Origin of the sequence: Pseudomonas maumuensis (assembly GCF_019139675.1) — a bacterium.
GTDB lineage: Bacteria > Pseudomonadota > Gammaproteobacteria > Pseudomonadales > Pseudomonadaceae > Aquipseudomonas > Aquipseudomonas maumuensis.
In genome coordinates this window covers 4050798-4072335 of record NZ_CP077077.1, presented here as the reverse complement: position 1 = coordinate 4072335, position 21538 = coordinate 4050798, and the positions used below count along the sequence as shown (strand labels likewise).

Here is a 21538-nt window from a genome sequence, read left to right as displayed (position 1 = left end):
GCAACATCGCGGGGGTGATTAGCTCAGCCGGGAGAGCATCTGCCTTACAAGCAGAGGGTCGGCGGTTCGATCCCGTCATCACCCACCACTTCCTGAGAACGTTTCTGGTCCAAGGTGCTTTGCAAGAAGCGCTCTGGCAGAGAGAAACAGGACGCAAGTCCAGCACTGCGCGGCGGTAGTTCAGTCGGTTAGAATACCGGCCTGTCACGCCGGGGGTCGCGGGTTCGAGTCCCGTCCGCCGCGCCATTTTATTCCAGATGGGTGCTTGCACCGGTCTGAGGCCGAAAGGCCAGATCCCAGTTTCAATCAGGCGCAAGCCTGAACGATACGCAGCGGTAGTTCAGTCGGTTAGAATACCGGCCTGTCACGCCGGGGGTCGCGGGTTCGAGTCCCGTCCGCTGCGCCATCTTTCGCCAAGAGCCCCATGAACGCTCAAGGCAAGCAGAAAAGGCGATTATAAGTCGCCTTTTTTGTTCCTGGCTTTCGCGCTGTAGCGCTTGAAAGCTCAGATCCCAGTTTCAATCGGGTGCAAGCCCGAACGATACGCAGCGGTAGTTCAGTCGGTTAGAATACCGGCCTGTCACGCCGGGGGTCGCGGGTTCGAGTCCCGTCCGCTGCGCCATCTTCGCCTCGAGGCCCTTTGAACACCTCGAGGCAACGGAAAAGCGACCTTAGGGTCGCTTTTTTCGTTTCAGCAACTTGCCCGGCCATGGGCAAGGATTTCCAACAATGCTGACAGACTCTTCACCGATCAAAGGTTTCAGCCGCTGATCGATGTGATGCACAATACGCCCCATTCGTTTCTTCCCGGAATTGGCAATGTCTAGATCAACCGTCTATGGCGCGCTCGGGCTGGCCCTCGTGCTGGCGGGCGTGTCCGGCTGTTCCTCGAAAAAGGCCGCCGTCTACGAGCATGAGAACTTCGATGACTCGGGCACCTTTTCCCGCACCTTCGCCACCAGCGAGGCGGGCTCCTGCGAGGCGGCGCGTCGTGCGCTGCTCAGCCAGGGCTACATCATCACCAGCAGCGATGCCAACCAGGTCGCCGGCAACAAGAGCTTCCAGCAGAACGCCGAGAACCACCTGCAGATCAGCTTCAACATCACCTGCGTTTCGGACATGAGCGACAAGCATCGCTCGACCATGTTCGCCAACGCCCTGCAGGACCGCTATGCCCTGAAAAAGTCCAACACTTCCGCCAGCCTCGGCGTGGGCGTGCTGGGCTCGGTGTCGATGCCGATCGGCTCCACCGACGACTCCATGGTCAAGGTGGCCAGCGAGACGGTCACCGCTGCGCAGTTCTACGATCGTTACTTCGCCCTGGTGGAAAGCTACCTGCCGAAACCGAAGAAGCCGGAGAAGTCCGAGCCTGCCGCCGAGCCGAAGGTGGAAAAACCTGCCGCCGACCTGGGCCTGCCGGAGCCTGCGCCCGCAGCCCTAGCGCCCGTACCGCAGCCGGCCATGCCGGTAGCCGAAAGCGTGGCAGAGACACCGGCCCCGCTATCGACACCGGTTGCTGCCGCCCCTGCCGCAGCGCCTGCGCCCGTTGCCACTCCAGCGCCTCCCGTGCCGTCCAGCGAGGCCCCAGCCGCGCCGGTGGTGGATGACAGCAAGGGCTCGCAACCCATCGCGCCGCCTGTGGAGCCAGCGCCGATCCAGGTCCAGCAGGAAGCCCCGGCGGCCGAGCAGGCGCCTGCGCCACTCTGACTCGTCGATAACTTCCTGGGCGCCTGCTACGTTTATCGTTCATAGGGCTGTAATCATTCTGTCATTACGCTGGCTTAGGTTGGCGCAATGACAGAAGAACGACGAATGAGGGGCGTGAAGATGGACGATTACCAGGAAGAACTGCTCGAGTTCCAGGCCTATGAACTGGACCTGCCGGAGCCGGCCGACGACGCCACCGAGCTCTAACCGACTTGCCGCTGATGGCGGCGAAATTCCCCCGGGGTCAGCCCCGTCCAGCGCTTGAACGCGCGCTGGAACGCCTCTGCCGAGGCGAATCCCAGCAGATAGGCGATCTCGCCGAAGGCCAGTTCCGTATCACGGATATAGGTCTCGGCCAGGTCGCGCCGTGTGTCGTTGAGCAGGTTGCGAAACCGCGTGCCTTCCTCGGCCAGCTTGCGGCGCAACGTCCAGGTCGGCAGTTGCAGGTGCCGCGCCACTTCCTCCAGGTCCGGTTCGTGCCCGCCATTGAGCAGTGGGCCCAGCAGGTGGGTGATGCGCTCGCCCAGGCTGCGTACACGGGTGCGCTGGGCCAGTTCCGCTTCGCATAGCTGCAGCAGGTGCTGCCAGGTACTGGGGCAGTGCTGCAGGTTCGGCAGGTCCAGGGTGGCCCGGCTCAGGCGCAGCTGGTTGGCCGCAGCAGCGAAATGCACGGTGCCCGTACACAGGCCTTGGTATTGCGCAGCGTAAGCGGGAGTGTCGAATTCGATCTCGATACGTTCGGCATGTACCGGCCTGGCGCTGAGGGCGCCGAGCTGCGCCAGCCAGCCCGCGAGCATCGAGTCGACCACGAAATGGTTGTAGCTGTTGTAGGGGCTGATGGAATAGAACCTCAACCAAGCGCCCTGGGTGTCTTCGTGGAAACTCGACCGGCCCCGGTAGTTGGCGGCATACAACGGTTCGAAGCGCAGCAGGGTGCGGGCAGCTTCGCCGAGAGTGGGTGCCTGGGCAGCAGTCACCCCGGCCAGCCCGGCCTGTGCCAGGCGGCTCAGGCGCCCCATGTGCAGGCCCAGGGCCGGTTCGGCGGACAAGGCAATCGCCGCATGGCCCAGGTGCATGTAGCGCGGAATCGACAGACGCGCGCCTGGTTCGGCCAGGCGCCTGGCGTCGAGGCCGTAGCGCAGCAGCAGCGGATGCGGATCGTGGCCGAGCATGCTCAGTGCTTCGGCCAGGGGCTGGACGAAACCTACCGACAGATCACCCAGGCGCACGCGGGGGCGGGGCATGGCGTCACAGCCAAAGGTTGAGCAGGCGCGCACCGTGGCTGTCGTTGCCGACCCACAGTGTGCCGCTTTGGCTGGCAAAGCCCTGGCCGTCGCTGCCCAGCTCCCAGAACTGGCCACGCATGAACACGCTTATGCTCGGGGTGCTGTCATTGGCGGCCAAGGGTAGTTGCTGCCAGGCACGCTGCTCACTGACCTCGCCGCGTTGCAGCGGCAGGTCGGCGGCCTGTGCCTGATGGCGGTTGCCGCGCCAGGGCGCCTGCCAGCTCTGTTTGCCGCTGAGGAACACCGGGTTGGCAATCAGCTGCACCGACTGCGCGGCCAGTTGCCGGTGGTTGGCCGGGTACCAGCTGTCGCTGCCGATCAGTACGCCCAGGCGCCCGGCGGGGGTCTCCAGCACTTGCAGGGGGTGTTGCTGGCCGCCCTGGATGTAGCGCCGGCTTTCGCTGTCGGGGTACTGCTGGTGCTGAGGCTGGCCGAGCACCGAGCCGTCGCTGGCGAACACCAGGCTGCTGTTGTAAAGCGGGCCGTTGCCGGTGCGCAGTACGCCGTTCTCGACGTAGGGCGCGGGCAGGACGATGGAGCCCGCGACCAGGGTGACGCCGAACTCGCGGGCCAGGTTGCCGAACAGCTGCTGGTAGTCGGCGGCCATCTGTGCGGCCTTCATGCGCAGGTGGGCGTCCGAGCGGCGGTCGTCGCCGCTGGCAGCGAGCATCGCCAAGCCGTAGCGCAGCGGGTTGCTCAACTCCAGCCACTGCCAGGCCTCGCTGCGCTGGGTCACCTGGTACAGCTCGCGCTTTTCGCCACGGGCCCACAGCCAGGTGCCGATATGCTCGGGCAGTACCACCACGGTGCGCGAGTTGACCAACCCCTGGGCACGGGCCTGCTCCAGGTAGGCCGAGAGCTTGCGGTGCAGGCGCGTCAGGTTCTGGTAGTCGCCCGGATACAACAGCGGCTCGACCCCCAGCAGGTTGCCGTGCTCGCCTGGCACGCCCTGGTTGAGGGCCAGCTCGATGCGCAGGTCGGACAGGTAATGGCCTTCCGGACGCTGCAGGGTCCAGAAGCCGTAGCCACAGAGGGCGGCGAGAGTGACCAGCGCCAGGGCGCCGGCTAGCAATTTGCGCATGGAACGGTCCAGCGTTGTGCGGTAGAGGTGCCTTAGGGTAGACCTGCTGTGCAGCAGGATCAATAAGTTGTCAGTTTCGATCATTGAGCGTGTTCAAACGCCTGTTTAATGTCGGCCTCAGATAACCGACGGGCCCCGCGAGCTGGTGTAGCCAGCGGCAGAGGCGCCCGCATTCCGTGATCATGCCAACTGTGGAGTCCATCCATGGCTACCGACCGTTACCCGCACCTGCTGGCCCCCCTCGACCTGGGCTTCACCACCTTGCGCAACCGCACCCTGATGGGTTCGATGCACACAGGCCTCGAAGAGCGCCCCGGCGGCTTCGAACGCATGGCCGCATACTTCGCCGAGCGTGCCCGTGGTGGCGTCGGCCTGATGGTCACCGGTGGCATCGCGCCCAACGACGAAGGCGGCGTGTACTCCGGCGCGGCCAAGCTCAGCACCGAGGAAGAGGCCGCCAAGCACCGGGTCGTCACCGAGGCGGTGCATGCCGCCGGTGGCAAGATCTGCCTGCAGATCCTCCACGCCGGGCGCTATGCCTACAGCCCGAAGCAAGTGGCGCCCAGCGCCATCCAGGCACCGATCAACCCGTTCAAGCCCAAGGAGTTGGACGAGGAAGGCATCGAGAAGCAGATCCGCGACTTCGTCACCTGCGCAAGCCTGGCCCAGTGCGCCGGCTATGACGGCGTCGAGATCATGGGTTCGGAAGGCTACTTCATCAACCAGTTCCTCGCCGCCCACACCAACCACCGCACCGACCGCTGGGGTGGCAGCTATGAGAACCGCATGCGCCTGGCCGTGGAAATCGTGCAGCGGGTGCGCGAGGCGGTGGGGCCGAACTTCATCATCATCTTCCGCCTGTCGATGCTCGACCTGGTCGAGGGCGGCAGCACTTGGGACGAGATCGAGCTGCTGGCCAAGGCCATCGAGCAGGCCGGCGCCACGCTGATCAACACTGGTATCGGTTGGCACGAGGCGCGCATCCCGACCATCGCCACCAAGGTGCCGCGCGCGGCGTTCAGCAAGGTTACCGCCAAGCTGCGTGGCGTGGTGAAGATCCCGTTGATCACCACCAACCGCATCAATACCCCGGAAGTGGCCGAGGCGGTGCTGGCCGAGGGCGATGCCGACATGGTCTCCATGGCCCGGCCGTTCCTGGCCGACCCCGATTTCGTCAACAAGGCCGCCGAAGGCCGTGGCGACGAGATCAACACCTGTATCGGCTGCAACCAGGCATGCCTGGATCACACTTTCGGCGGCAAGCTGACCAGTTGCCTGGTCAACCCGCGTGCCTGCCACGAGACGGAGCTCAACTACCTGCCTGTGCAGGCGGTCAAGCGCATCGCCGTGGTCGGCGCCGGACCGGCGGGCCTGGCGGCCGCCACCGTGGCTGCCGAGCGCGGCCATGCAGTGACGCTGTTCGATGCTGCCGGCGAGATCGGCGGGCAATTCAATGTGGCCAAGCGGGTGCCGGGCAAGGAGGAGTTCTACGAGACCCTGCGCTACTTCCGTAACAAGGTGAAGTCCACGGGGGTCGAACTGCGTCTGAATACCCGTGTCGACGTAGCCGCACTGGTGGCCGGCGAATACGACGAAGTCATCCTGGCCACCGGTATCGCGCCGCGTACGCCGGCCATTCCCGGCATCGACAATGCCAAGGTGCTGAACTACCTGGACGTACTGCTCGAGCGCAAGCCGGTGGGCGAGCGGGTGGCGGTGATCGGTGCCGGTGGTATCGGTTTCGATGTGTCCGAGTACCTGGTGCATAAGGGCGTGGCCACCAGCCAGGACCGTGAGGCGTTCTGGAAGGAGTGGGGCATCGATACGCAGCTGGAGGCCCGTGGTGGTGTGGCCGGGGTCAAGGCAGAGCCTCATGCGCCGGCGCGCCAGGTGTACCTGCTGCAGCGCAAGAAGACCAAGGTTGGCGACGGCCTGGGCAAGACCACCGGCTGGATTCATCGCACGGGGCTGAAGAACAAGCAGGTGCAGATGCTCAACAGCGTCGAGTACCTCGGCGTGGACGATGCCGGCCTGCATGTGCGTATCGGCGAGGGCGAGCCGCAGGTGCTGGCGGTGGACAACATCGTTGTCTGCGCGGGGCAGGAGCCGCTGCGCGAGTTGCATGACGGCCTGGTAGCTGCCGGGCAATCGGTGCATTTGATCGGTGGCGCTGACGTGGCGGCTGAGCTTGATGCCAAGCGGGCGATTAACCAAGGGTCGAGATTGGCGGCGGAGCTGTGATTGTTTGAAGCGCGTTTGACTTTAGAGTTGCAGTGCCCGTGGGATCGAGCGCCGCCCGCGCGGCGCATCGCGGATGAATCCGCTCCTACATTTGTTGCAACGTACCGAACCTGTCAGGCCATGGTTGCCAGCCCTGGCGCAGGGCTCAAGACAGGTGAGACGGCGGCAATGCCCGTCGAAACATCGCGTCGAGCGGACGAGGCTTACAACCATGGCCTATCAGGCATGGCCACGTTGCAACAGATTGTAGGAGCGGATTCATCCGCGATGCGCCGCGCGGGCGGCGCTCGATCTGATAGGCGCTGCAAGTGGAGCGGTGGACACCTGGAGGCCTTCACTCGGTCAATGGCCTCCCACCCAAAGATCTTGAAAGGGATGGTGGTACGCCTCACTTACATGCGCTCCGTTCTCCAGCCTCCTGAAGTCCTGAAGTTACGGGCGGCGCCTGGGCTGACGCAGCTATCGCTAGCTGGGTATGGCACTAGACTCTTGAATCTGTCACGGCAACGAGCAACACATCCGCATCTGGGCAATCAGATAAACTGCCTCCATGTCTGATTTTTCTCTTCCCCAAGCCCCCCTGCAACGCCTCGACCTATCTTGGTTACGCCACGCGGGAATCGAAGCTGCGGTCCTGCGCCTGGACCTGATCGACCCGCTGATCAGCGGCAACAAATGGTTCAAGCTGCGCCATCACCTGCTCCAGGCCCGCAAGGCCGATGCCCCGGGCCTGATCAGCCTAGGCGGCAACCATTCCAACCATCTCCACGCCCTGGCCGCCGCCGGCAAGCGCTTCGGCTTTGCTACCGCCGGGCTATTGCGTGGCCACCCCCAGGAAACACCGACGGTACAGGATCTGCGAGCCCTGGGCATGGACCTGCACTGGCTCGGTTTCGGCGGCTACCGCAACCGCCATGAGCCCGGCTTCTGGGAGCCCTGGCAGGCCCGCTACCCAGGTTGGCACTGCATCCCTGAAGGCGGTGGCGGCCATGCTGGCGCGCAGGGCTGCGGTTTGATCGTCGCGCAATGCCGAGCGCAATTGGCAACGCTCGGCTGGACGGACTACGACGCCTGGTGGCTGGCGGCAGGCACCGGCACGACCTTGGCCGGAATGGTGCTAGAGGAGGCGGGCAGGCATGTGGTCCATGGCGCCCTGGCCGTGCCCCTCGACCACGGTGTACCGGAAACCGTCACGGCGCTGGCGGGTGCGCACGGCTATCAGCTGCACGACGCCAGCCGTGGCGGCTTTGCCCGTATCGACGACACACTGCTGGCGTTTATCGCCGACACCGAACGGCAAACCGGCATGCCGCTGGAGGCGCTCTACACCGGTAAGGCCCTGCTGGCCCTGCGCGACCAGGTCGAGGCCGGGTGTTTTGCCCCCGGCACCCGGCTGGTATTCCTGCACACCGGAGGCCTGCAGGGACGACGCGGTTACTTGTAGGGCAGCATGCGCAACAGCGTGTTGTCGCGCCGCACATAGTGGTGATAAAGCCCGGCCAGCGCGTGCAGGCCGATCAGCCAGTACCCCCAGCTGCCGATACGTTCATGCCAGCCCTTGATGAACTTGCTCAGGTCCGGGTCGGGGGCGACGATGGCCGGCAGCTCCAGGCCATAGAACGGGATCGGCTTGTCGGCGGCGCTGAGGATCGCCCAGCCGGCCAGCGGTAGGCCGATCATCATCAGGTACAGCAGCAGGTGTACCAGGTGTGCCAGGCCCGTCTGCCAGGCCGGTGGCCTGGGGACGATCGGCGGAGTGGGGCGCGACAGGCGCATGGCCAGGCGCAGCCAGACCAGCACGAACACCGTCAGCCCGAGCATGAAGTGCAGGTCTTTCATCAGGTCACGCTCGGCGCTGCCCTTGGGGAACATGCCGCGCAGTTCGATGCAGGCGTAGACGGCGGCCAGCAGTACCAGCATCAGCCAGTGCAGGGCGATCGACAGCCGCGCATAGTGGGCCGCGGGAGTGGATGAAACCATGGTGGATCCTCGTCATCAGGTCGGAAAGGGCGCTCTTGCTGGCGCCTGGCTGTGATCGTAAGGGTGCGCTGTAAAAATTGTGTTGATATGGGCAGGCAAGAACGTCCCGTGCAGGCTGGTCTGCTCCGTCATCCCCCCGGAAGCTGCGGCCAGCTGTCTGCCACCAGAAACACCCGCTCGGCTTCCTGCCAGGCGCCGTCCTCATCCTCTTCAAGCCTGACCAGCAACTGCGCCGGGGCAACCTCATCCAGTGCTTGCAACCAGCTGTCGAACTGTTCAACCGTCCAGCTACCGCCTGCTTGGACCCGCGCCGGGGCCAGCCACCCATGCCGGGGCAGCGGCTGCCAGCGCCCGGGTGGGCAGTGCTCGAGGTAATCCACCCAGTCCCGTCGATGCAGCCAGTGCCCGCGTAAATGCGCCGGATGGGCGCCGGCAGGCGCTTCGGCATGCCCGGGCCATGGGTAGAACAGATATCCGCCGAGCCATAGCTGTGCCTCGACTTCGGCGATTCCCAGGCCGGCCAGCGCAACGCGGCTATGGGGCTGGCCGGAGATGGTCAGCTGATGTCCGGCCAGGTGCGCCAACTTGGTCCCGAGGCGGTCATGGCAGCCGGGGCCGAGCCATTGCGCCGGATCCTGCCCGTTGCCGGCAGGCGGGCCGAGGTAGAGTTTGATCGCCAGCTCCAGGTGATGATCGCCTTCGCGGTCGCGCAGCAGGATGTCCAGCTCGCCCAGAGTGCGTCCGCCGTCGCGGATCGCCAGGTTGGCCGCCAGTAGCTCGACGCCCGGTGCCTGGTGCAGGGCGAACTGCCACAGGCTTTCGTAGTACAGGCCCAGCCGTCGGCTGTTCAGGCGTGCCAGCCAGCTCGATAGCGGCGCGGGCGCCTGGTCGAGCGTTGCCAGCCAGTGGCCCAGGCGCTGTGGGTCATCGACCCAGGCGCTACCCTGCAGCGGATGACGCTGAGGGCAGCCGGCCTGGGCCAGCAGCGGCGGTGACAGCAGCGCCCAGGCCAGGTCGCGCACGGCGGGGTGACGCAGCTGGCGGGGCAGGTGCTCGAGTTCGGCGAAGGGCATCATCCTGCGAGCATAGCCGGTTTGCCGCTGGCCGGTCCTTTCGCCCATAATCCCGGCATTGTCACCCCGCCGCAGAGCCTTGCAGGAGCACCATGGAGCAATTTCGCAATATCGGTATCATCGGACGCCTTGGCAGCTCCCAGGTGCTCGACACCATTCGCCGACTGAAAAAATTCCTCCTCGAGCGCCACCTGCACGTGATCCTCGAGGACACCATCGCCGAAGTCCTGCCGGGCCACGGCCTGCAGACCTCGACACGCAAACTGCTGGGCGAGGTCTGCGACCTGGTCATAGTGGTCGGTGGCGACGGCAGCCTGCTCGGCGCCGCCCGCGCCCTGGCCCGGCACAACATCCCGGTGCTGGGGATCAACCGCGGCAACCTGGGTTTCCTCACCGATATCCGCCCTGACGAGCTGGAGGAGAAGGTCGCCGAGGTGCTCGACGGCCATTACCTGGTGGAGAACCGCTTCCTGCTGCAGGCCGAGGTGCGCCGTCACAACGAGGCTATCGGCCAGGGCGATGCGCTCAACGACGTGGTGCTGCACCCGGGCAAGTCGACGCGGATGATCGAGTTCGAGATCTACATCGACGGCCAGTTCGTCTGCAGCCAGAAGGCCGACGGCCTGATCGTCGCCACCCCGACCGGCTCCACCGCCTACGCGCTGTCCGCTGGCGGCCCGATCATGCATCCCAAGCTGGACGCCATCGTCATCGTGCCGATGTACCCGCATACCTTGTCCGGCCGGCCGATCGTGGTAGACGGCAACAGCGAGCTGAAGATCGTCGTATCCAAGGACCTGCAGATCTACCCGCAGGTCTCCTGCGACGGCCAGAACCATTTCACCTGCGCCCCAGGCGACACCATCACGGTGAGCAAGAAGCCGCAGAAACTGCGCCTGATCCATCCGCTGGATCATAACTACTACGAGGTCTGCCGCACCAAGCTCGGCTGGGGCAGCCGCCTGGGCGGCAGGGACGACTGATGCTCGATCCGGCGCGCAGTTTCGACATCATCGGTGACGTGCATGGTTGCGCGCTCACCCTCGAACGCTTGCTCGACGCCCTCGGCTACAAGCGCATCGGCGGGGTGTGGCGGCATCCGCGGCGCCAGGCGTTGTTCCTGGGCGACATCGTCGACCGCGGCCCGCGCATCCGCGAGGCGCTGCACATCGTTCATGACATGGTCGAGGCCGGCCAGGCGTTCTGCATCATGGGCAACCATGAATACAACGCCCTGGGCTGGGTCACCCCGGCGTTGCCGGGCAGTGGCAAGGCCCATGTGCGCGAGCACACCCCACGCCATGCCCGGCTGATCGACGAGACCCTCACCCAGTTCGCCCAGCACCCCGGCGACTGGCACGATTTCATCCAGTGGTTCTACCAGCTGCCGTTGTTCATCGACGCCAGGCGCTTCCGCCTGGTGCATGCCTGCTGGGACCCACGGCTGATCGAGCCGTTGCGCCAGCAATACCCCACGGGCTGCATCGACGAGCACTTCGTGCAGGCCTCGGCAGTGTCTGGCAGCTTCGCCTCGACAGTGTGCAACCGCCTGCTGCGCGGCACCGACATGCGCCTGCCGGACGGTCTGACCCTGACCGGCGGCGACGGCCTGACCCGCGCCTTCTTCCGCACCAAGTTCTGGGAGGAGGATCCGCAGACCTACGGCGACATCGTCTTCCAGCCCGACGCGCTGCCCGACGAAGTGGCCCGCACGCCGCTCAGTCACAGCCAGAAGAACGCCCTGCTGCGCTATGCCGAGGACGAACCGTTGCTGTTCGTCGGCCATTACTGGCGCAGTGGCCGGCCGGCACCGATCCGCGACAACCTGGCCTGTCTGGACTACAGCGCCGTGCTCTATGGCAAGCTCGCGGCCTACCGCCTGGACGACGAGACCCGCATCGACCCGCACAAGTTCGTCTGGGTCGATGTCGACCGCCCGCAGGCCAGCCAATGAACGTGATCGAGGTGCTGCGCCTGCCGCTGGCGGTCGATCTCAGCGGTTTCGTCGCCCTGCTGCGCCGTCTGCAGGTGCCGCACCGGGTGGTGGAGGAGGGCGAGGAACAGGTGCTCTGGGCGCCGCCGGCCATGGCCCACGAAGTACTGGAACTCTATCGGCGCTTCCCTGAGGGCAATGCCGACCTTGAAGCGATGCCCGAACCTGTGGACGCTGGCATGCCGACCGCCCCGGCGGCGCCTTCGCTGAAGGAGCAGGCCAGGGCCTGCAAGGTCACCGCCGCGGTACTGCTCCTGAGCCTGGTGGTCGCCGGGGTGACCGGCCTGGGTGACAATCTCTCGACCATCGGCTGGTTCACCTTCCTGTCGTTCAAGGTGCAGGGCGACTACCTGTACTTCACCCCCTTGCTCCAGGGCCTCGCCGAAGGCCAGTGGTGGCGGCTGGTTTCGCCGATGCTGCTGCACTTCGGCGTATTGCACCTGGCCATGAACGGCCTGTGGTATTGGGAGCTGGGCAAGCGCATCGAGCTGCGCCAGGGCCCGTGGATGTTGCTGGGGCTGACGCTGTTGTTCAGCCTGGTGTCCAACCTGGCCCAGCATTTCACCAGCGGCCCGAGCCTGTTCGGCGGGCTGTCCGGCGTGCTCTACGGCTTGCTCGGGCATGTCTGGCTTTACCAGTGGCTGGCGCCGAACCCGCAGTTCAACCTGCCCAAGGGCGTGTTGGTGATGATGCTGATCTGGCTGGTGATCTGCCTGAGCGGCGTGGTCGGCCAGCTCGGCTTCGGCCAGATCGCCAACGCCGCCCATGTCGGTGGGTTGCTCATCGGATGCCTGACGGGGCTCTTGGGTGGCGCGCTGGCGAGGCGTAAACTGACGGCCTGACTGAGGAGACAGCATGTCCACATTCGCGCAAATGATCGAAAATATCACCCCCGAGATCTACGAGAGCCTGAAGACGGCCGTTGAAATCGGCAAATGGTCCGACGGCCGCAAGCTGACCGCCGAACAGAAGGAGCTGTCGCTGCAGGCGGTGATCGCCTGGGAGATCAAGAACCTCCCCGAAGAGCAGCGCACCGGCTACATGGGGCCGCAGGAATGCGCCTCGAAGTCGGCGCCGATCGCCAACATTCTGTTCAAGTCGGACTCGGTACATTGATCGAACTCGCTCGTGGCTCTCTGAGCAAGATGGCGGTGCGCCTGGACGCACCGGTCGTTCAATACAGTTTCCGCCTGGATGACGCCGAGGTGCCGGTAAACCCGCTGATCGGCCAGTCGATCCGCCTCGAGTACCTCGGCGCGATCCACTGCAGCCATTGCGGCAAACGCACCAAGACCAGCTTCAGCCAGGGTTACTGCTACCCGTGCATGACCAAGCTGGCCCAGTGCGATGTGTGCATCATGGCCCCGGAACGCTGCCACTACGACGCCGGTACCTGCCGCGAGCCGTCGTGGGGCGAGCAGTTCTGCATGACCGACCACGTGGTGTACCTGGCCAACTCGTCGGGCATCAAGGTCGGCATCACCCGCGCCACCCAGCTGCCCACCCGCTGGCTCGACCAGGGCGCCAGCCAGGCGCTGCCGATCATGCGCGTGGCCACCCGCCAGCAATCCGGGCTGGTCGAAGACGTGCTGCGCAGCCAGGTACCGGACCGCACCAACTGGCGCGCGCTGCTCAAGGGCGACGCCGAGGTGCTCGACCTGCCGGCCATCCGCGAACAGATCTTCGACGCCTGCGCCGACGGCATCCGCGCCTTGCAGGAGCGCTTCGGCCTGCAGGCCATCCAGCCGTTGCCCGACGCCGAGGTGGTGCAGATGCGCTACCCGGTCGAGGCCTATCCGAAAAAGATCGTCAGCTTCAACCTCGACAAGGATCCCGTCGTGGAAGGCACGCTGCTGGGCATCAAGGGCCAGTACCTGATCTTCGACACCGGCGTGATCAACATTCGCAAGTACACGGCCTACCAGCTGGCCGTGCTCCAGTAAAAGGATCGTCACCATGCGTACCGAACAACCGCAAGTGATCTACCTCAAGGACTATCAGGCCCCCGAGTACCTGATCGACGAGACCCACCTGACCTTCGAACTGTTCGAGGACCACAGCCTGGTCCATGCGCAGCTGGTCATGCGCCGCAACCCCGAGCGCGGCGCCGGCCTGCCGCCGCTGGTGCTCGATGGCCAGCACCTGGAGCTGCTCAGCGTGCAACTGGACGACCAGGCGCTGGCCGCCGGCGACTACCAGCTCGATGACGACAGCCTCACCGTGCATCCCAAGGCCGAACGCTTCACCCTGGATACCAGCGTGAAGATCCACCCGGAAAGCAACACCGCGCTGGAAGGCCTGTACAAGTCCGGCAAGATGTTCTGCACCCAGTGCGAGGCCGAGGGCTTCCGCAAGATCACCTACTACCTCGACCGCCCGGACGTGATGAGCACGTTCACCACCACGGTGATCGCCGAGCAGCACCGCTATCCGGTGCTGCTGTCCAACGGCAACCCCACGGGCAGCGGCCCGGCGGATGATGGCCGGCACTGGGCGACCTGGGAAGACCCGTTCAAGAAGCCGGCCTACCTGTTTGCCCTGGTAGCCGGTGACCTGTGGTGCGTCGAGAGCGAGTTCACCCGCCAGTCCGGCCGCGACGTGACCCTGCGTATCTATGTCGAGGAAGAAAACCTCGACAAGTGCGACCACGCCATGGTCAGCCTGAAGAAGTCCATGCGCTGGGACGAGGAAGTCTACGGTCGTGAATATGACCTGGACATCTTCATGATCGTCGCGGTCAACGACTTCAACATGGGCGCCATGGAAAACAAGGGCCTGAACATCTTCAACTCGAGCTGCGTGCTGGCCCGCGCCGAGACCGCCACCGACGCCGCCCACCAGCGGGTCGAGGGCGTGGTGGCCCACGAGTACTTCCACAACTGGTCGGGCAACCGCGTGACCTGCCGCGACTGGTTCCAGCTGTCGCTCAAGGAAGGCTTCACGGTGTTCCGCGATGCCGAGTTCAGCGCCGACATGAACTCGCGCACGGTCAAGCGCATCGAGGATGTCGCCTACCTGCGTACCCACCAGTTCGCCGAAGACGCCGGCCCCATGGCCCACCCGATCCGCCCGGACAGCTTCATCGAGATCTCCAACTTCTACACCCTGACGGTATACGAGAAGGGTGCCGAGGTGGTCGGCATGGTCCACACCCTGCTCGGGGCGGAGGGCTTCCGCAAGGGTAGCGACCTGTACTTCGAGCGCCATGATGGCCAGGCGGTTACCACCGACGACTTCATCAAGGCCATGGAAGACGCCAACGGCGTCGACCTGACCCAGTTCAAGCGCTGGTACAGCCAGGCCGGCACCCCGCGCCTGGAGGTCAGCGAGGCCTATGACGCTGCCGCGCAGCGCTACAGCCTGACCTTCCGCCAGAGCTGCCCGCCGACACCGGGGCAGGTTGAGAAACTGCCGTTCGTGATCCCGGTGGCGCTGGGCCTGCTGGACGCCCAAGGCAACGACCTGCCGTTGCGCCTGGCCGGCGAAAGCGCCGCCGCTGGCACCAGCCGCGTGCTGTCGGTGACCGAAGCCGAGCAGACCTTCACCTTCGAAGGTATTGCCAGCCAGCCCCTGCCGTCGCTGCTGCGCGGCTTCAGCGCACCGGTCAAGCTGAGCTTCCCCTACGACCGCGACCAACTGATGTTCCTCATGCAGCACGACAGCGACGGCTTCAACCGCTGGGAAGCGGGGCAGCAGTTGGCCGTGCAGGTGCTCCAGGAGCTGATCGGCCAGCACCAGCATGGCGAAGCACTGTCCCTCGACCAGCGGCTGATCACCGCACTGGGCACTGTGGTTGGCAATGAGTCGCTGGACCCGGCCATGGTCGCCGAGATGCTCTCGCTGCCGGGTGAGGCCTACCTCACCGAGATCAGCCAGGTGGCCGATGTGGACGCTATCCACGCCGCCCGCGAGTTCGCCCGCCGGCAGATCGCCGAGCAGCTGTTCGATGCCCTGTGGGCGCGTTACCAGGCCAACCGCGAGGTCTCGCGCAAGACCGCCTACGTGGCCTCGGCCGAGCACTTCGCCCGCCGGGGCCTGCAGAACATCGCCTTGTCGTACCTGATGCTCAGCGGCAAGCCGCAGGTGCTCGAGGCGACCCTGGAGCAGTACGAGCACTGCGACAACATGACCGAGCGTCTCACCGCCCTGGCAGTGCTGGTCAACTCGCCGTTCGAGGCCGAGCGCGCCAAGGCCCTGGAAGCCTTCGCCGAGCACTTCAAGGACAACCCGCTGGTCATGGACCAGTGGTTCAGCGTGCAGGCGGCCAGCACCCTGCCGGGCGGCCTGGCGCGGGTCAAGGCATTGATGCAGCACCCGGCCTTCACCCTGAAGAACCCGAACAAGGTGCGTGCGCTGATCGGTGGTTTCGCCGGGCAGAACCTGGTCAACTTCCATGCCGCTGACGGTTCGGGGTATCGCTTCCTGGCGGACCTGGTGATCGAGCTCAATGCGCTGAACCCGCAGATCGCCTCGCGCCAATTGGCGCCTCTGACCCGCTGGCGCAAGTATGACGACCAGCGTCAGGCGCTGATGAAGGGCGAGCTGGAGCGGATTCTTGCGTCTGGGGCGCTGTCCAGCGATGTGTACGAGGTGGTGAGCAAGAGCCTGGCGTAAGTCGGGCGAAGTTTGGGGCCGCAAAGCGGCCCCAGTCATTTTCAGTGGTTAACAAAACATAACGTCCCGCTCGTTGTTTTCTGTCGGATGACCCCGATAGGATTGCCCAAAGCTATTCCAGGGCTCTGGAACAGGGTTTCTCGGCACCTGGCAATAGATTGACCCACCACAAGAACACAACAGGGGGCAGTCATGAGAGAGCGGATTACGCCACGCCGCAGGCTGGCGGCAGGCGCGATGCTGGCACTGGTGCTGGGCATCGGCGCCGGCAATGCCGAGGCGGCGGTGGCCGCCGAGGAATACTCGGTGGAGTCGGCCAAGGCCAGCCAGAGCCTGTTGATCGGCGCTACCCACGCCGGCCAGCGTCTGGTGGTGGTCGGCGATCGCGGCCATATCCTGTTCTCCGACGACCAGGGCAAGACCTGGACCCAGGCCCGGGTGCCCACCCGGCAACTGCTTACCGCGGTGTTCTTCCTCGACGACAAGCGCGGCTGGGCGGTCGGCCATGACGCCCAGATCCTCGCCAGCAACGACGGCGGCGCGACCTGGAGCAAGCAGTTCGAAGACCTGTCCCGCGAAGCTCCTTTGCTCGACGTGCGTTTCGTCGATGCTCAACATGGCTTTGCCGTCGGCGCCTATGGCGCGCTGCTGGAGACCACCGATGGCGGCCAGCACTGGCAGGACGTCGCCGAGCGCCTGGACAACCCCGACCAGCTCCACCTCAACGCCATCACCCAGGTGAAGGACGCCGGCCTGTTCATCGTCGGCGAGCAGGGCAGCATGTTCCGCTCCAGCGATGCCGGCCAGAGCTGGACGACGGTGCAGGGCCCCTACGAGGGCTCGCTGTTCGGTGTGATCGGCACCGCCCAGCCCAATACCCTGCTGGCCTACGGCCTGCGCGGCAACCTGTTCCGCTCCACCGATTTCGGCGACAGCTGGCAGCCCATCGAGCTCAAGGCCGAACGTGGCCCGCTCGAATTCGGCCTGGCAAGCGCTACGCTTCTCGAGGACGGCAGCCTGGTGCTGGTTGGCAATGGCGGCAGCGTGCTGCGCAGCCATGACGACGGGCAGACCTTCAGCGTGCGCAACCGTGCCGACCGCATCGCCCTGTCGGGTGTCAGCGGCCTGGGCGGTGGCGGCCTGTTGCTGGTCGGGCAAGGGGGCGTGCATCTGGCCTCGGCCGACGGTACCCAGGAGGTGCGTCCATGACCAGTCGGGAGAGCTTCGACATGCAGCACAAGGACAAGGCTACCCTGCTGGAACGCCTGATCTTCAACAACCGCCCCATGGTCATCGCCATCTGCCTGCTGGTGAGCGTGTTCCTGTTCTGGCAAGCCACGCAGATCCGCCCATCCACCAGTTTCGAAAAGATGATCCCGCTGCAGCATCCGTTCATCGAGCAGATGATGGAGCACCGCAACGACCTGGCCAACCTCGGCAACACCGTGCGCGTCTCGGTGGAGGCGGTCAACGGCGACATCTTCGACAAGGACTACATGGAGACGCTGCGTCAGATCCATGACGAGGTGTTCTACATCCCCGGCGTCGACCGCGCCGGGCTGAAATCGCTGTGGAGCCCGAGCGTGCGCTGGAGCGAGGTCACCGAAGAGGGCTTCTCCGGCGGCGAAGTGATCCCCAATACCTACAATGGCTCCCAGGACAGCCTCGACACCCTGCGCGACAACGTGCTCAAGTCAGGCCAGGTGGGGCGCCTGGTGGCCAACAACTTCAAGTCCAGCATCATCGACATCCCGTTGCTGGAGAACCATCCCGACCCGCAGGATCCGGGGCGCCAGGTCAAGCTCGACTACCAGCAGTTCTCCCACCAGCTGGAGGAGAAGATCCGCGACAAGTTCCAGGCGCAGAACCCCAACGTGAAGATCCACATCGTCGGCTTCGCCAAGAAGGTCGGTGATCTGATCGATGGCCTGGTGATGGTGGCGATGTTCTTCGGCGTGGCGCTGGTGATCACCTGGGCGCTGCTGTACTGGTTCACCTGGTGCATCCGTAGCACCATCGCCGTGCTCATCACCACGCTGGTGGCGGTGGTTTGGCAGCTCGGGCTGATGCATGCGGTGGGCTTCGGCCTGGACCCGTACTCGATGCTGGTGCCGTTCCTGATCTTCGCCATCGGCATTTCCCACGGGGTGCAGAAGATCAACGGCATCGCCCTGCAATCCAGTGACGCCGACAACGCCCTGACCGCGGCCCGGCGCACCTTCCGCCAGCTGTTCCTGCCGGGGATGATCGCCATCCTCGCCGATGCCGTGGGCTTCATCACCCTGCTGATCATCGACATCGGCGTAATCCGCGAGCTGGCCATCGGCGCCTCGATCGGTGTGGCGGTGATCGTGTTCACCAACTTGATCCTGCTGCCGGTGGCGATCAGCTACGTCGGCATCAGCCAGAAGGCCATCGCCCGCAGCAAGAAGGATGCGACCCGCGAGCATCCGTTCTGGCGCCTGCTGTCCAACTTCGCCAGCCCCAAGGTGGCGCCGGTATCGGTGGTGCTGGCGCTGCTGGCCTTCGGCGGCGGCCTCTGGTACAGCCAGAACCTGAAGATCGGCGACCTCGACCAGGGCGCGCCGGAGCTGCGCCCGGACTCGCGCTACAACCAGGACAACAGCTTCATCATCAGCAATTACTCGACCAGTTCCGATGTGCTGGTGATCATGGTCAAGACTCCGGCCGAGAGCTGCTCGATCCACTCGACCATGGCGCCGATCGACGAGCTGATGTGGACCATGGACAACACCCCCGGGGTGCAGTCGACCATCTCCCTGGTGACCGTGTCCAAGCAGGTCATCAAGGGCATGAACGAGGGCAGCCTGAAGTGGGAGACGCTGTCGCGCAACCCGGACATCCTCAACAACTCCATCGCCCGTGCCGACGGCCTGTACAACGCCGACTGTTCGCTGGCTCCGGTGCTGGTGTTCCTCAACGACCACAAGGCCGAGACGCTGGAGCGGGTCACCGCCGCGGCTAAAGCCTTCGCCGACAGCCACAACAAGGAAGGCCTGCAGTTCCTCCTGGCGGCGGGTAATGCCGGCATCGAGGCGGCCACCAACGAGGTGATCAAGTCGGCGGAGCTGACCATCCTCATCCTGGTCTACATCTGCGTGGCGGTGATGTGCATGATCACCTTCCGCTCCTTCGCCGCGACCCTGTGCATCGTCCTACCGCTGGTGCTGACCTCGGTACTGGGCAACGCGCTGATGGCTTTCATGGGTATCGGCGTCAAGGTCGCTACGCTGCCGGTGGTGGCGCTGGGCGTGGGTATTGGCGTGGATTACGGCATCTACATCTACAGCCGCCTGGAAAGCTTCCTGCGCGCCGGCCTGCCGTTGCAGGAGGCCTACTACGAGACCCTGCGCTCCACCGGCAAGGCGGTGCTGTTCACCGGCCTGTGCCTGGCCATCGGCGTATGCACCTGGATCTTCTCGGCGATCAAGTTCCAGGCCGACATGGGCCTGATGCTGACCTTCATGCTGCTGTGGAACATGTTCGGCGCCCTGTGGCTGCTGCCGGCACTGGCGCGCTTTCTGATCAAGCCAGAGAAATTGGCGGGCAAGGAGGGCGGCTCGATCTTCGCCCATTGATCCTCAGCAAGGGGCCGCTGCGCGGCCCAATCGCCGGCAAGTCGCAGCGGCGAACCGCGGCTCCCACAGAGATCGCGCCAGCTTCAAGGCCAGCGCATACCTGTGGGAGCCGGCTTGCCGGCGATTGGGCTGCGGAGCAGCCCCATGGCTATAATGGCCACCCAATTTTCCGGATGTCCCCATGACCCTCGCCACCGCCCTCGCAGCCTGCGACATGCTCCTGATCGACGGCCTGCACGCCTTCGACTTCACCCTCGACGAATCCGGCCTCACCATCGAATGCATGGACGGCCGCCAACTGCGCCGCTGGTCCTTCACCCCCGAGCAGATCGCTGCCGCCACCGGCGCGGGCGACGACTGGAGCCTGAACACTGATGAAGGCGAGCATCGTCTAGTCTGTATGAGTGCTTTTCGTGCCCCGGATGAAGAAGACGATGAACAGGAAATGGACACACCTGCTAACCGCTAGCCTCATGGCTGTGTCAGTTCACGCCCAGGCCGCCACGTTGCTGGTGGGCAGCTACACCGACAACGGCAGCGAAGGGATCTACCGCTACGAGTTCAACGCTCGCACTGGTCAGATCGACGCCAAACCCCGGCAAGTGGTCAAGAGCGTCAGCCCTTCGTGGCTGGTGCTGTCTGCCGACCAGCGCCAGCTGTTCGCGGTCAATGAAACGCCCAAGGGCAATGTCAGCAGCTTCTCGCTGAGCAGCAAGGGCGAGATCAAGCTGCTGAACCAGGTGTCCAGCCAGGGCGACGAGCCGACCCACGCCAGCCTGAGCCATGACCAGCGCTACCTGTTCGTCGCCAACTACGCCGTCGCTCCCGATCCCGGTGGCAGCCTGGTGGTGATCCCAGTAGCCCGGGACGGCAAGCTCAAGCCGGTGGTACAGCAGGCCCGGCACACGCCAAGCAAGGTCAACCCCGAGCGCCAGGCCGGTGCCCATGTGCATTCGCTGGTGCTGTCGCCCGATGGCCGCCACCTGTATGCCAGCGACCTGGGCGCGGACAAGGTGTTCATCTACCGCTACGACGGCGCCAGCCCCGAGCATCCGTTGAGCCCGGCGATCCCGCCGTCGGTGGCGTTGCCGCCGGGTAGCGGACCACGCCACCTGCTGTTCGACGCCAAGGGCCGGCATGCCTACCTGACGCTGGAGATGAGCGCCGAGGTGGTGGTGTTCGATGTGCAAGACGCTGGCCTGACCGAGCGCCAGCGCTTGCCGCTGACCGACAGCAAGGACGCGGCGGCCAAGGCCGCGGGCGGGCTGCACCTGTCGGCCGATGGCCGCTTCCTCTATGTCAGCAATCGCGGTACCGCCAACGAGATCGTGGTGTATGCGGTCGGCAAGGATGACGGCCAGCTGAAACTGCTGCAGCGCCGCTCGGTAGAGGGCGACCATCCCCGCGAGTTCGCCCTCGACCCCAGTGGCAACTACCTGCTGGTGGCGAACCAGAAGAGCAACCAGATCGTGGTCATGCGCCGCGATCCGCGTAAGGGAACATTGGGCGACACGGTGCAGAAACACGAGCAGCCAGCGCCGTCGGACCTTAAGTTCCTCGAATGATGCCAGTGGCTGAAGCCTCAGGCGCGGGAGCGGACTTGTCCGCTCCCGCGTTGCTGTCCTCACGCCTCGATTATCGATGGCCGTGATAATCGCTACTGCCGCAATGAATTTTTACAGGCGGACCCAACGGCGTAAGTTTTGACCCAAGGCCCCCGACGGGCCAACGTCAACCACCGAAGTCGAGGTCTGCCAGCATGAATTTCAATCTCTTCCCACTCATCGCCGCCTCCGCCATCTCCGCCTCCGTCGTACTGCCCGCCCACGCCCAGGCAGAGCAGGGCGCCAAGCCGTCGAGCACCCACAGCTACACCCAGAAATACCTGCAACAGAGCGCGCATTTTCATGCCGCCTTGAGCAAGCACTCCAATTGAGTGTGTAAAGGCATTGGTAATAGCACAA

18 protein-coding genes and 4 tRNA genes are annotated in these 21538 nt (G+C 64.9%); 18 read left to right on the top strand and 4 right to left on the bottom strand.

From position 1 onward, the window contains the following. Positions 1-12 precede the first annotated feature (12 nt). The 5 genes from KSS90_RS18130 to KSS90_RS18110 all read left to right on the top strand — a co-directional run bounded on the left by KSS90_RS18130 (position 13) and on the right by KSS90_RS18110 (position 1707). Positions 13-88 (top strand) — tRNA-Val (locus tag KSS90_RS18130). An 81-nt stretch (positions 89-169) separates the two neighbouring features. Continuing rightward, positions 170-246, top strand: a tRNA-Asp gene (locus KSS90_RS18125). A gap of 83 nt (positions 247-329) precedes the next feature. Beyond that, positions 330-406: transfer RNA gene (locus KSS90_RS18120), tRNA-Asp, on the top strand. A 139-nt stretch (positions 407-545) separates the two neighbouring features. Beyond that, positions 546-622, top strand: a tRNA-Asp gene (locus KSS90_RS18115). Between the two features lie 197 nt (positions 623-819). Continuing rightward, a complete protein-coding gene (locus KSS90_RS18110) occupies positions 820-1707 on the top strand; it encodes a DUF2242 domain-containing protein (RefSeq protein ID WP_217866687.1) in 888 nt (295 codons plus the stop codon). A 203-nt stretch (positions 1708-1910) separates the two neighbouring features. On the opposite strand, the gene KSS90_RS18105 is transcribed toward KSS90_RS18110, so the two are convergent. Both KSS90_RS18105 and KSS90_RS18100 read right to left on the bottom strand, forming a co-directional pair. Next, positions 1911-2951, bottom strand: coding sequence for an AraC family transcriptional regulator (locus tag KSS90_RS18105; protein WP_217866686.1), 1041 nt, complete (start codon positions 2949-2951; stop codon positions 1911-1913). 4 nt (positions 2952-2955) lie between these two features. Then, positions 2956-4074, bottom strand: a complete 1119-nt coding sequence (locus tag KSS90_RS18100) for a carbon-nitrogen hydrolase family protein (protein ID WP_046857860.1) — start codon at positions 4072-4074, stop codon at positions 2956-2958. A 204-nt stretch (positions 4075-4278) separates the two neighbouring features. Between KSS90_RS18100 and KSS90_RS18095 the strand changes: the two genes are divergently transcribed. Further along, a complete protein-coding gene (locus KSS90_RS18095) occupies positions 4279-6315 on the top strand; it encodes an NADPH-dependent 2,4-dienoyl-CoA reductase (RefSeq protein WP_217866685.1) in 2037 nt (678 codons plus the stop codon). 550 nt (positions 6316-6865) lie between these two features. Then, entirely contained in the window at positions 6866-7759 is an 894-nt protein-coding gene (locus KSS90_RS18090; RefSeq protein ID WP_217866684.1) for a 1-aminocyclopropane-1-carboxylate deaminase/D-cysteine desulfhydrase, read from the top strand. Here the strand turns inward: KSS90_RS18090 and KSS90_RS18085 are convergent. After that, positions 7750-8295 (bottom strand): cytochrome b, encoded by a 546-nt coding sequence (locus KSS90_RS18085; RefSeq protein ID WP_217866683.1) that lies wholly within the window; start codon positions 8293-8295, stop codon positions 7750-7752. The two genes, KSS90_RS18090 and KSS90_RS18085, sit on opposite strands and share 10 nt — an antisense overlap. Before the next feature lie 128 nt (positions 8296-8423). Next, the gene (locus tag KSS90_RS18080; RefSeq protein ID WP_217866682.1) at positions 8424-9416 is read right to left on the bottom strand and encodes a DUF1853 family protein; all 993 of its coding nucleotides are present in this window, start codon (positions 9414-9416) and stop codon (positions 8424-8426) included. Positions 9417-9460: 44 nt separating this feature from the next. Between KSS90_RS18080 and KSS90_RS18075 the strand changes: the two genes are divergently transcribed. The 11 genes from KSS90_RS18075 (at position 9461) to KSS90_RS18025 (ending at position 21510) form a co-directional block, all read left to right on the top strand. Next, on the top strand, positions 9461-10351 hold the full coding sequence (locus KSS90_RS18075) for an NAD(+) kinase (protein WP_011532967.1): 891 nt from the start codon (positions 9461-9463) through the stop codon (positions 10349-10351). After that, positions 10351-11322, top strand: a complete 972-nt coding sequence (locus KSS90_RS18070) for a metallophosphoesterase (RefSeq protein WP_217866681.1) — start codon at positions 10351-10353, stop codon at positions 11320-11322. Before KSS90_RS18075 ends, KSS90_RS18070 begins: the two co-directional genes overlap by 1 nt. Next, positions 11319-12203, top strand: coding sequence for a rhomboid family intramembrane serine protease (locus KSS90_RS18065; protein WP_217866680.1), 885 nt, complete (start codon positions 11319-11321; stop codon positions 12201-12203). The genes KSS90_RS18070 and KSS90_RS18065 overlap by 4 nt, the downstream gene beginning before the upstream one ends. Positions 12204-12216: 13 nt before the next feature. Beyond that, on the top strand, positions 12217-12477 hold the full coding sequence (locus KSS90_RS18060) for a YeaC family protein (protein WP_023630887.1): 261 nt from the start codon (positions 12217-12219) through the stop codon (positions 12475-12477). Next, on the top strand, positions 12474-13304 hold the full coding sequence (locus tag KSS90_RS18055; protein ID WP_217866679.1) for a DUF2797 domain-containing protein: 831 nt from the start codon (positions 12474-12476) through the stop codon (positions 13302-13304). Before KSS90_RS18060 ends, KSS90_RS18055 begins: the two co-directional genes overlap by 4 nt. 13 nt (positions 13305-13317) lie before the next feature. After that, the gene (gene pepN, locus KSS90_RS18050) at positions 13318-15975 is read left to right on the top strand and encodes an aminopeptidase N (RefSeq protein ID WP_217866678.1); all 2658 of its coding nucleotides are present in this window, start codon (positions 13318-13320) and stop codon (positions 15973-15975) included. A gap of 192 nt (positions 15976-16167) precedes the next feature. Next, positions 16168-17184: a WD40/YVTN/BNR-like repeat-containing protein gene (locus KSS90_RS18045; protein ID WP_217866677.1), complete on the top strand. Its 1017-nt coding sequence runs from the start codon at positions 16168-16170 to the stop codon at positions 17182-17184. Further along, the gene (locus KSS90_RS18040; protein WP_217866676.1) at positions 17181-19574 is read left to right on the top strand and encodes an efflux RND transporter permease subunit; all 2394 of its coding nucleotides are present in this window, start codon (positions 17181-17183) and stop codon (positions 19572-19574) included. Before KSS90_RS18045 ends, KSS90_RS18040 begins: the two co-directional genes overlap by 4 nt. A 181-nt stretch (positions 19575-19755) precedes the next feature. Then, positions 19756-20043, top strand: coding sequence for a DUF5629 family protein (locus KSS90_RS18035; RefSeq protein ID WP_217866675.1), 288 nt, complete (start codon positions 19756-19758; stop codon positions 20041-20043). Then, positions 20009-21139 carry a lactonase family protein gene (locus tag KSS90_RS18030; RefSeq protein WP_217866674.1) on the top strand — a complete coding sequence of 377 codons (1131 nt, stop codon included), beginning with the start codon at positions 20009-20011 and terminating at the stop codon, positions 21137-21139. The genes KSS90_RS18035 and KSS90_RS18030 overlap by 35 nt, the downstream gene beginning before the upstream one ends. Before the next feature lie 194 nt (positions 21140-21333). Then, entirely contained in the window at positions 21334-21510 is a 177-nt protein-coding gene (locus tag KSS90_RS18025) for a hypothetical protein (protein WP_217866673.1), read from the top strand. Positions 21511-21538: the final 28 nt, after the last annotated feature.

Bases quoted from the DNA above. Each gene is read 5' to 3' on its own strand.
- KSS90_RS18110 (WP_217866687.1), top strand. From the start codon at position 820: ATGTCTAGATCAACCGTCTATGGCGCGCTCGGGCTGGCCCTCGTGCTG.
- KSS90_RS18105 (WP_217866686.1), bottom strand. From the start codon at position 2,951: ATGCCCCGCCCCCGCGTGCGCCTGGGTGATCTGTCGGTAGGTTTCGTC.
- KSS90_RS18100 (WP_046857860.1), bottom strand. From the start codon at position 4,074: ATGCGCAAATTGCTAGCCGGCGCCCTGGCGCTGGTCACTCTCGCCGCC.
- KSS90_RS18095 (WP_217866685.1), top strand. From the start codon at position 4,279: ATGGCTACCGACCGTTACCCGCACCTGCTGGCCCCCCTCGACCTGGGC.
- KSS90_RS18090 (WP_217866684.1), top strand. From the start codon at position 6,866: ATGTCTGATTTTTCTCTTCCCCAAGCCCCCCTGCAACGCCTCGACCTA.
- KSS90_RS18085 (WP_217866683.1), bottom strand. From the start codon at position 8,295: ATGGTTTCATCCACTCCCGCGGCCCACTATGCGCGGCTGTCGATCGCC.
- KSS90_RS18080 (WP_217866682.1), bottom strand. From the start codon at position 9,416: ATGGGCGAAAGGACCGGCCAGCGGCAAACCGGCTATGCTCGCAGGATG.
- KSS90_RS18075 (WP_011532967.1), top strand. From the start codon at position 9,461: ATGGAGCAATTTCGCAATATCGGTATCATCGGACGCCTTGGCAGCTCC.
- KSS90_RS18070 (WP_217866681.1), top strand. From the start codon at position 10,351: ATGCTCGATCCGGCGCGCAGTTTCGACATCATCGGTGACGTGCATGGT.
- KSS90_RS18065 (WP_217866680.1), top strand. From the start codon at position 11,319: ATGAACGTGATCGAGGTGCTGCGCCTGCCGCTGGCGGTCGATCTCAGC.
- KSS90_RS18060 (WP_023630887.1), top strand. From the start codon at position 12,217: ATGTCCACATTCGCGCAAATGATCGAAAATATCACCCCCGAGATCTAC.
- pepN (WP_217866678.1), top strand. From the start codon at position 13,318: ATGCGTACCGAACAACCGCAAGTGATCTACCTCAAGGACTATCAGGCC.
- KSS90_RS18045 (WP_217866677.1), top strand. From the start codon at position 16,168: ATGAGAGAGCGGATTACGCCACGCCGCAGGCTGGCGGCAGGCGCGATG.
- KSS90_RS18040 (WP_217866676.1), top strand. From the start codon at position 17,181: ATGACCAGTCGGGAGAGCTTCGACATGCAGCACAAGGACAAGGCTACC.
- KSS90_RS18035 (WP_217866675.1), top strand. From the start codon at position 19,756: ATGACCCTCGCCACCGCCCTCGCAGCCTGCGACATGCTCCTGATCGAC.
- KSS90_RS18030 (WP_217866674.1), top strand. From the start codon at position 20,009: ATGAACAGGAAATGGACACACCTGCTAACCGCTAGCCTCATGGCTGTG.
- KSS90_RS18025 (WP_217866673.1), top strand. From the start codon at position 21,334: ATGAATTTCAATCTCTTCCCACTCATCGCCGCCTCCGCCATCTCCGCC.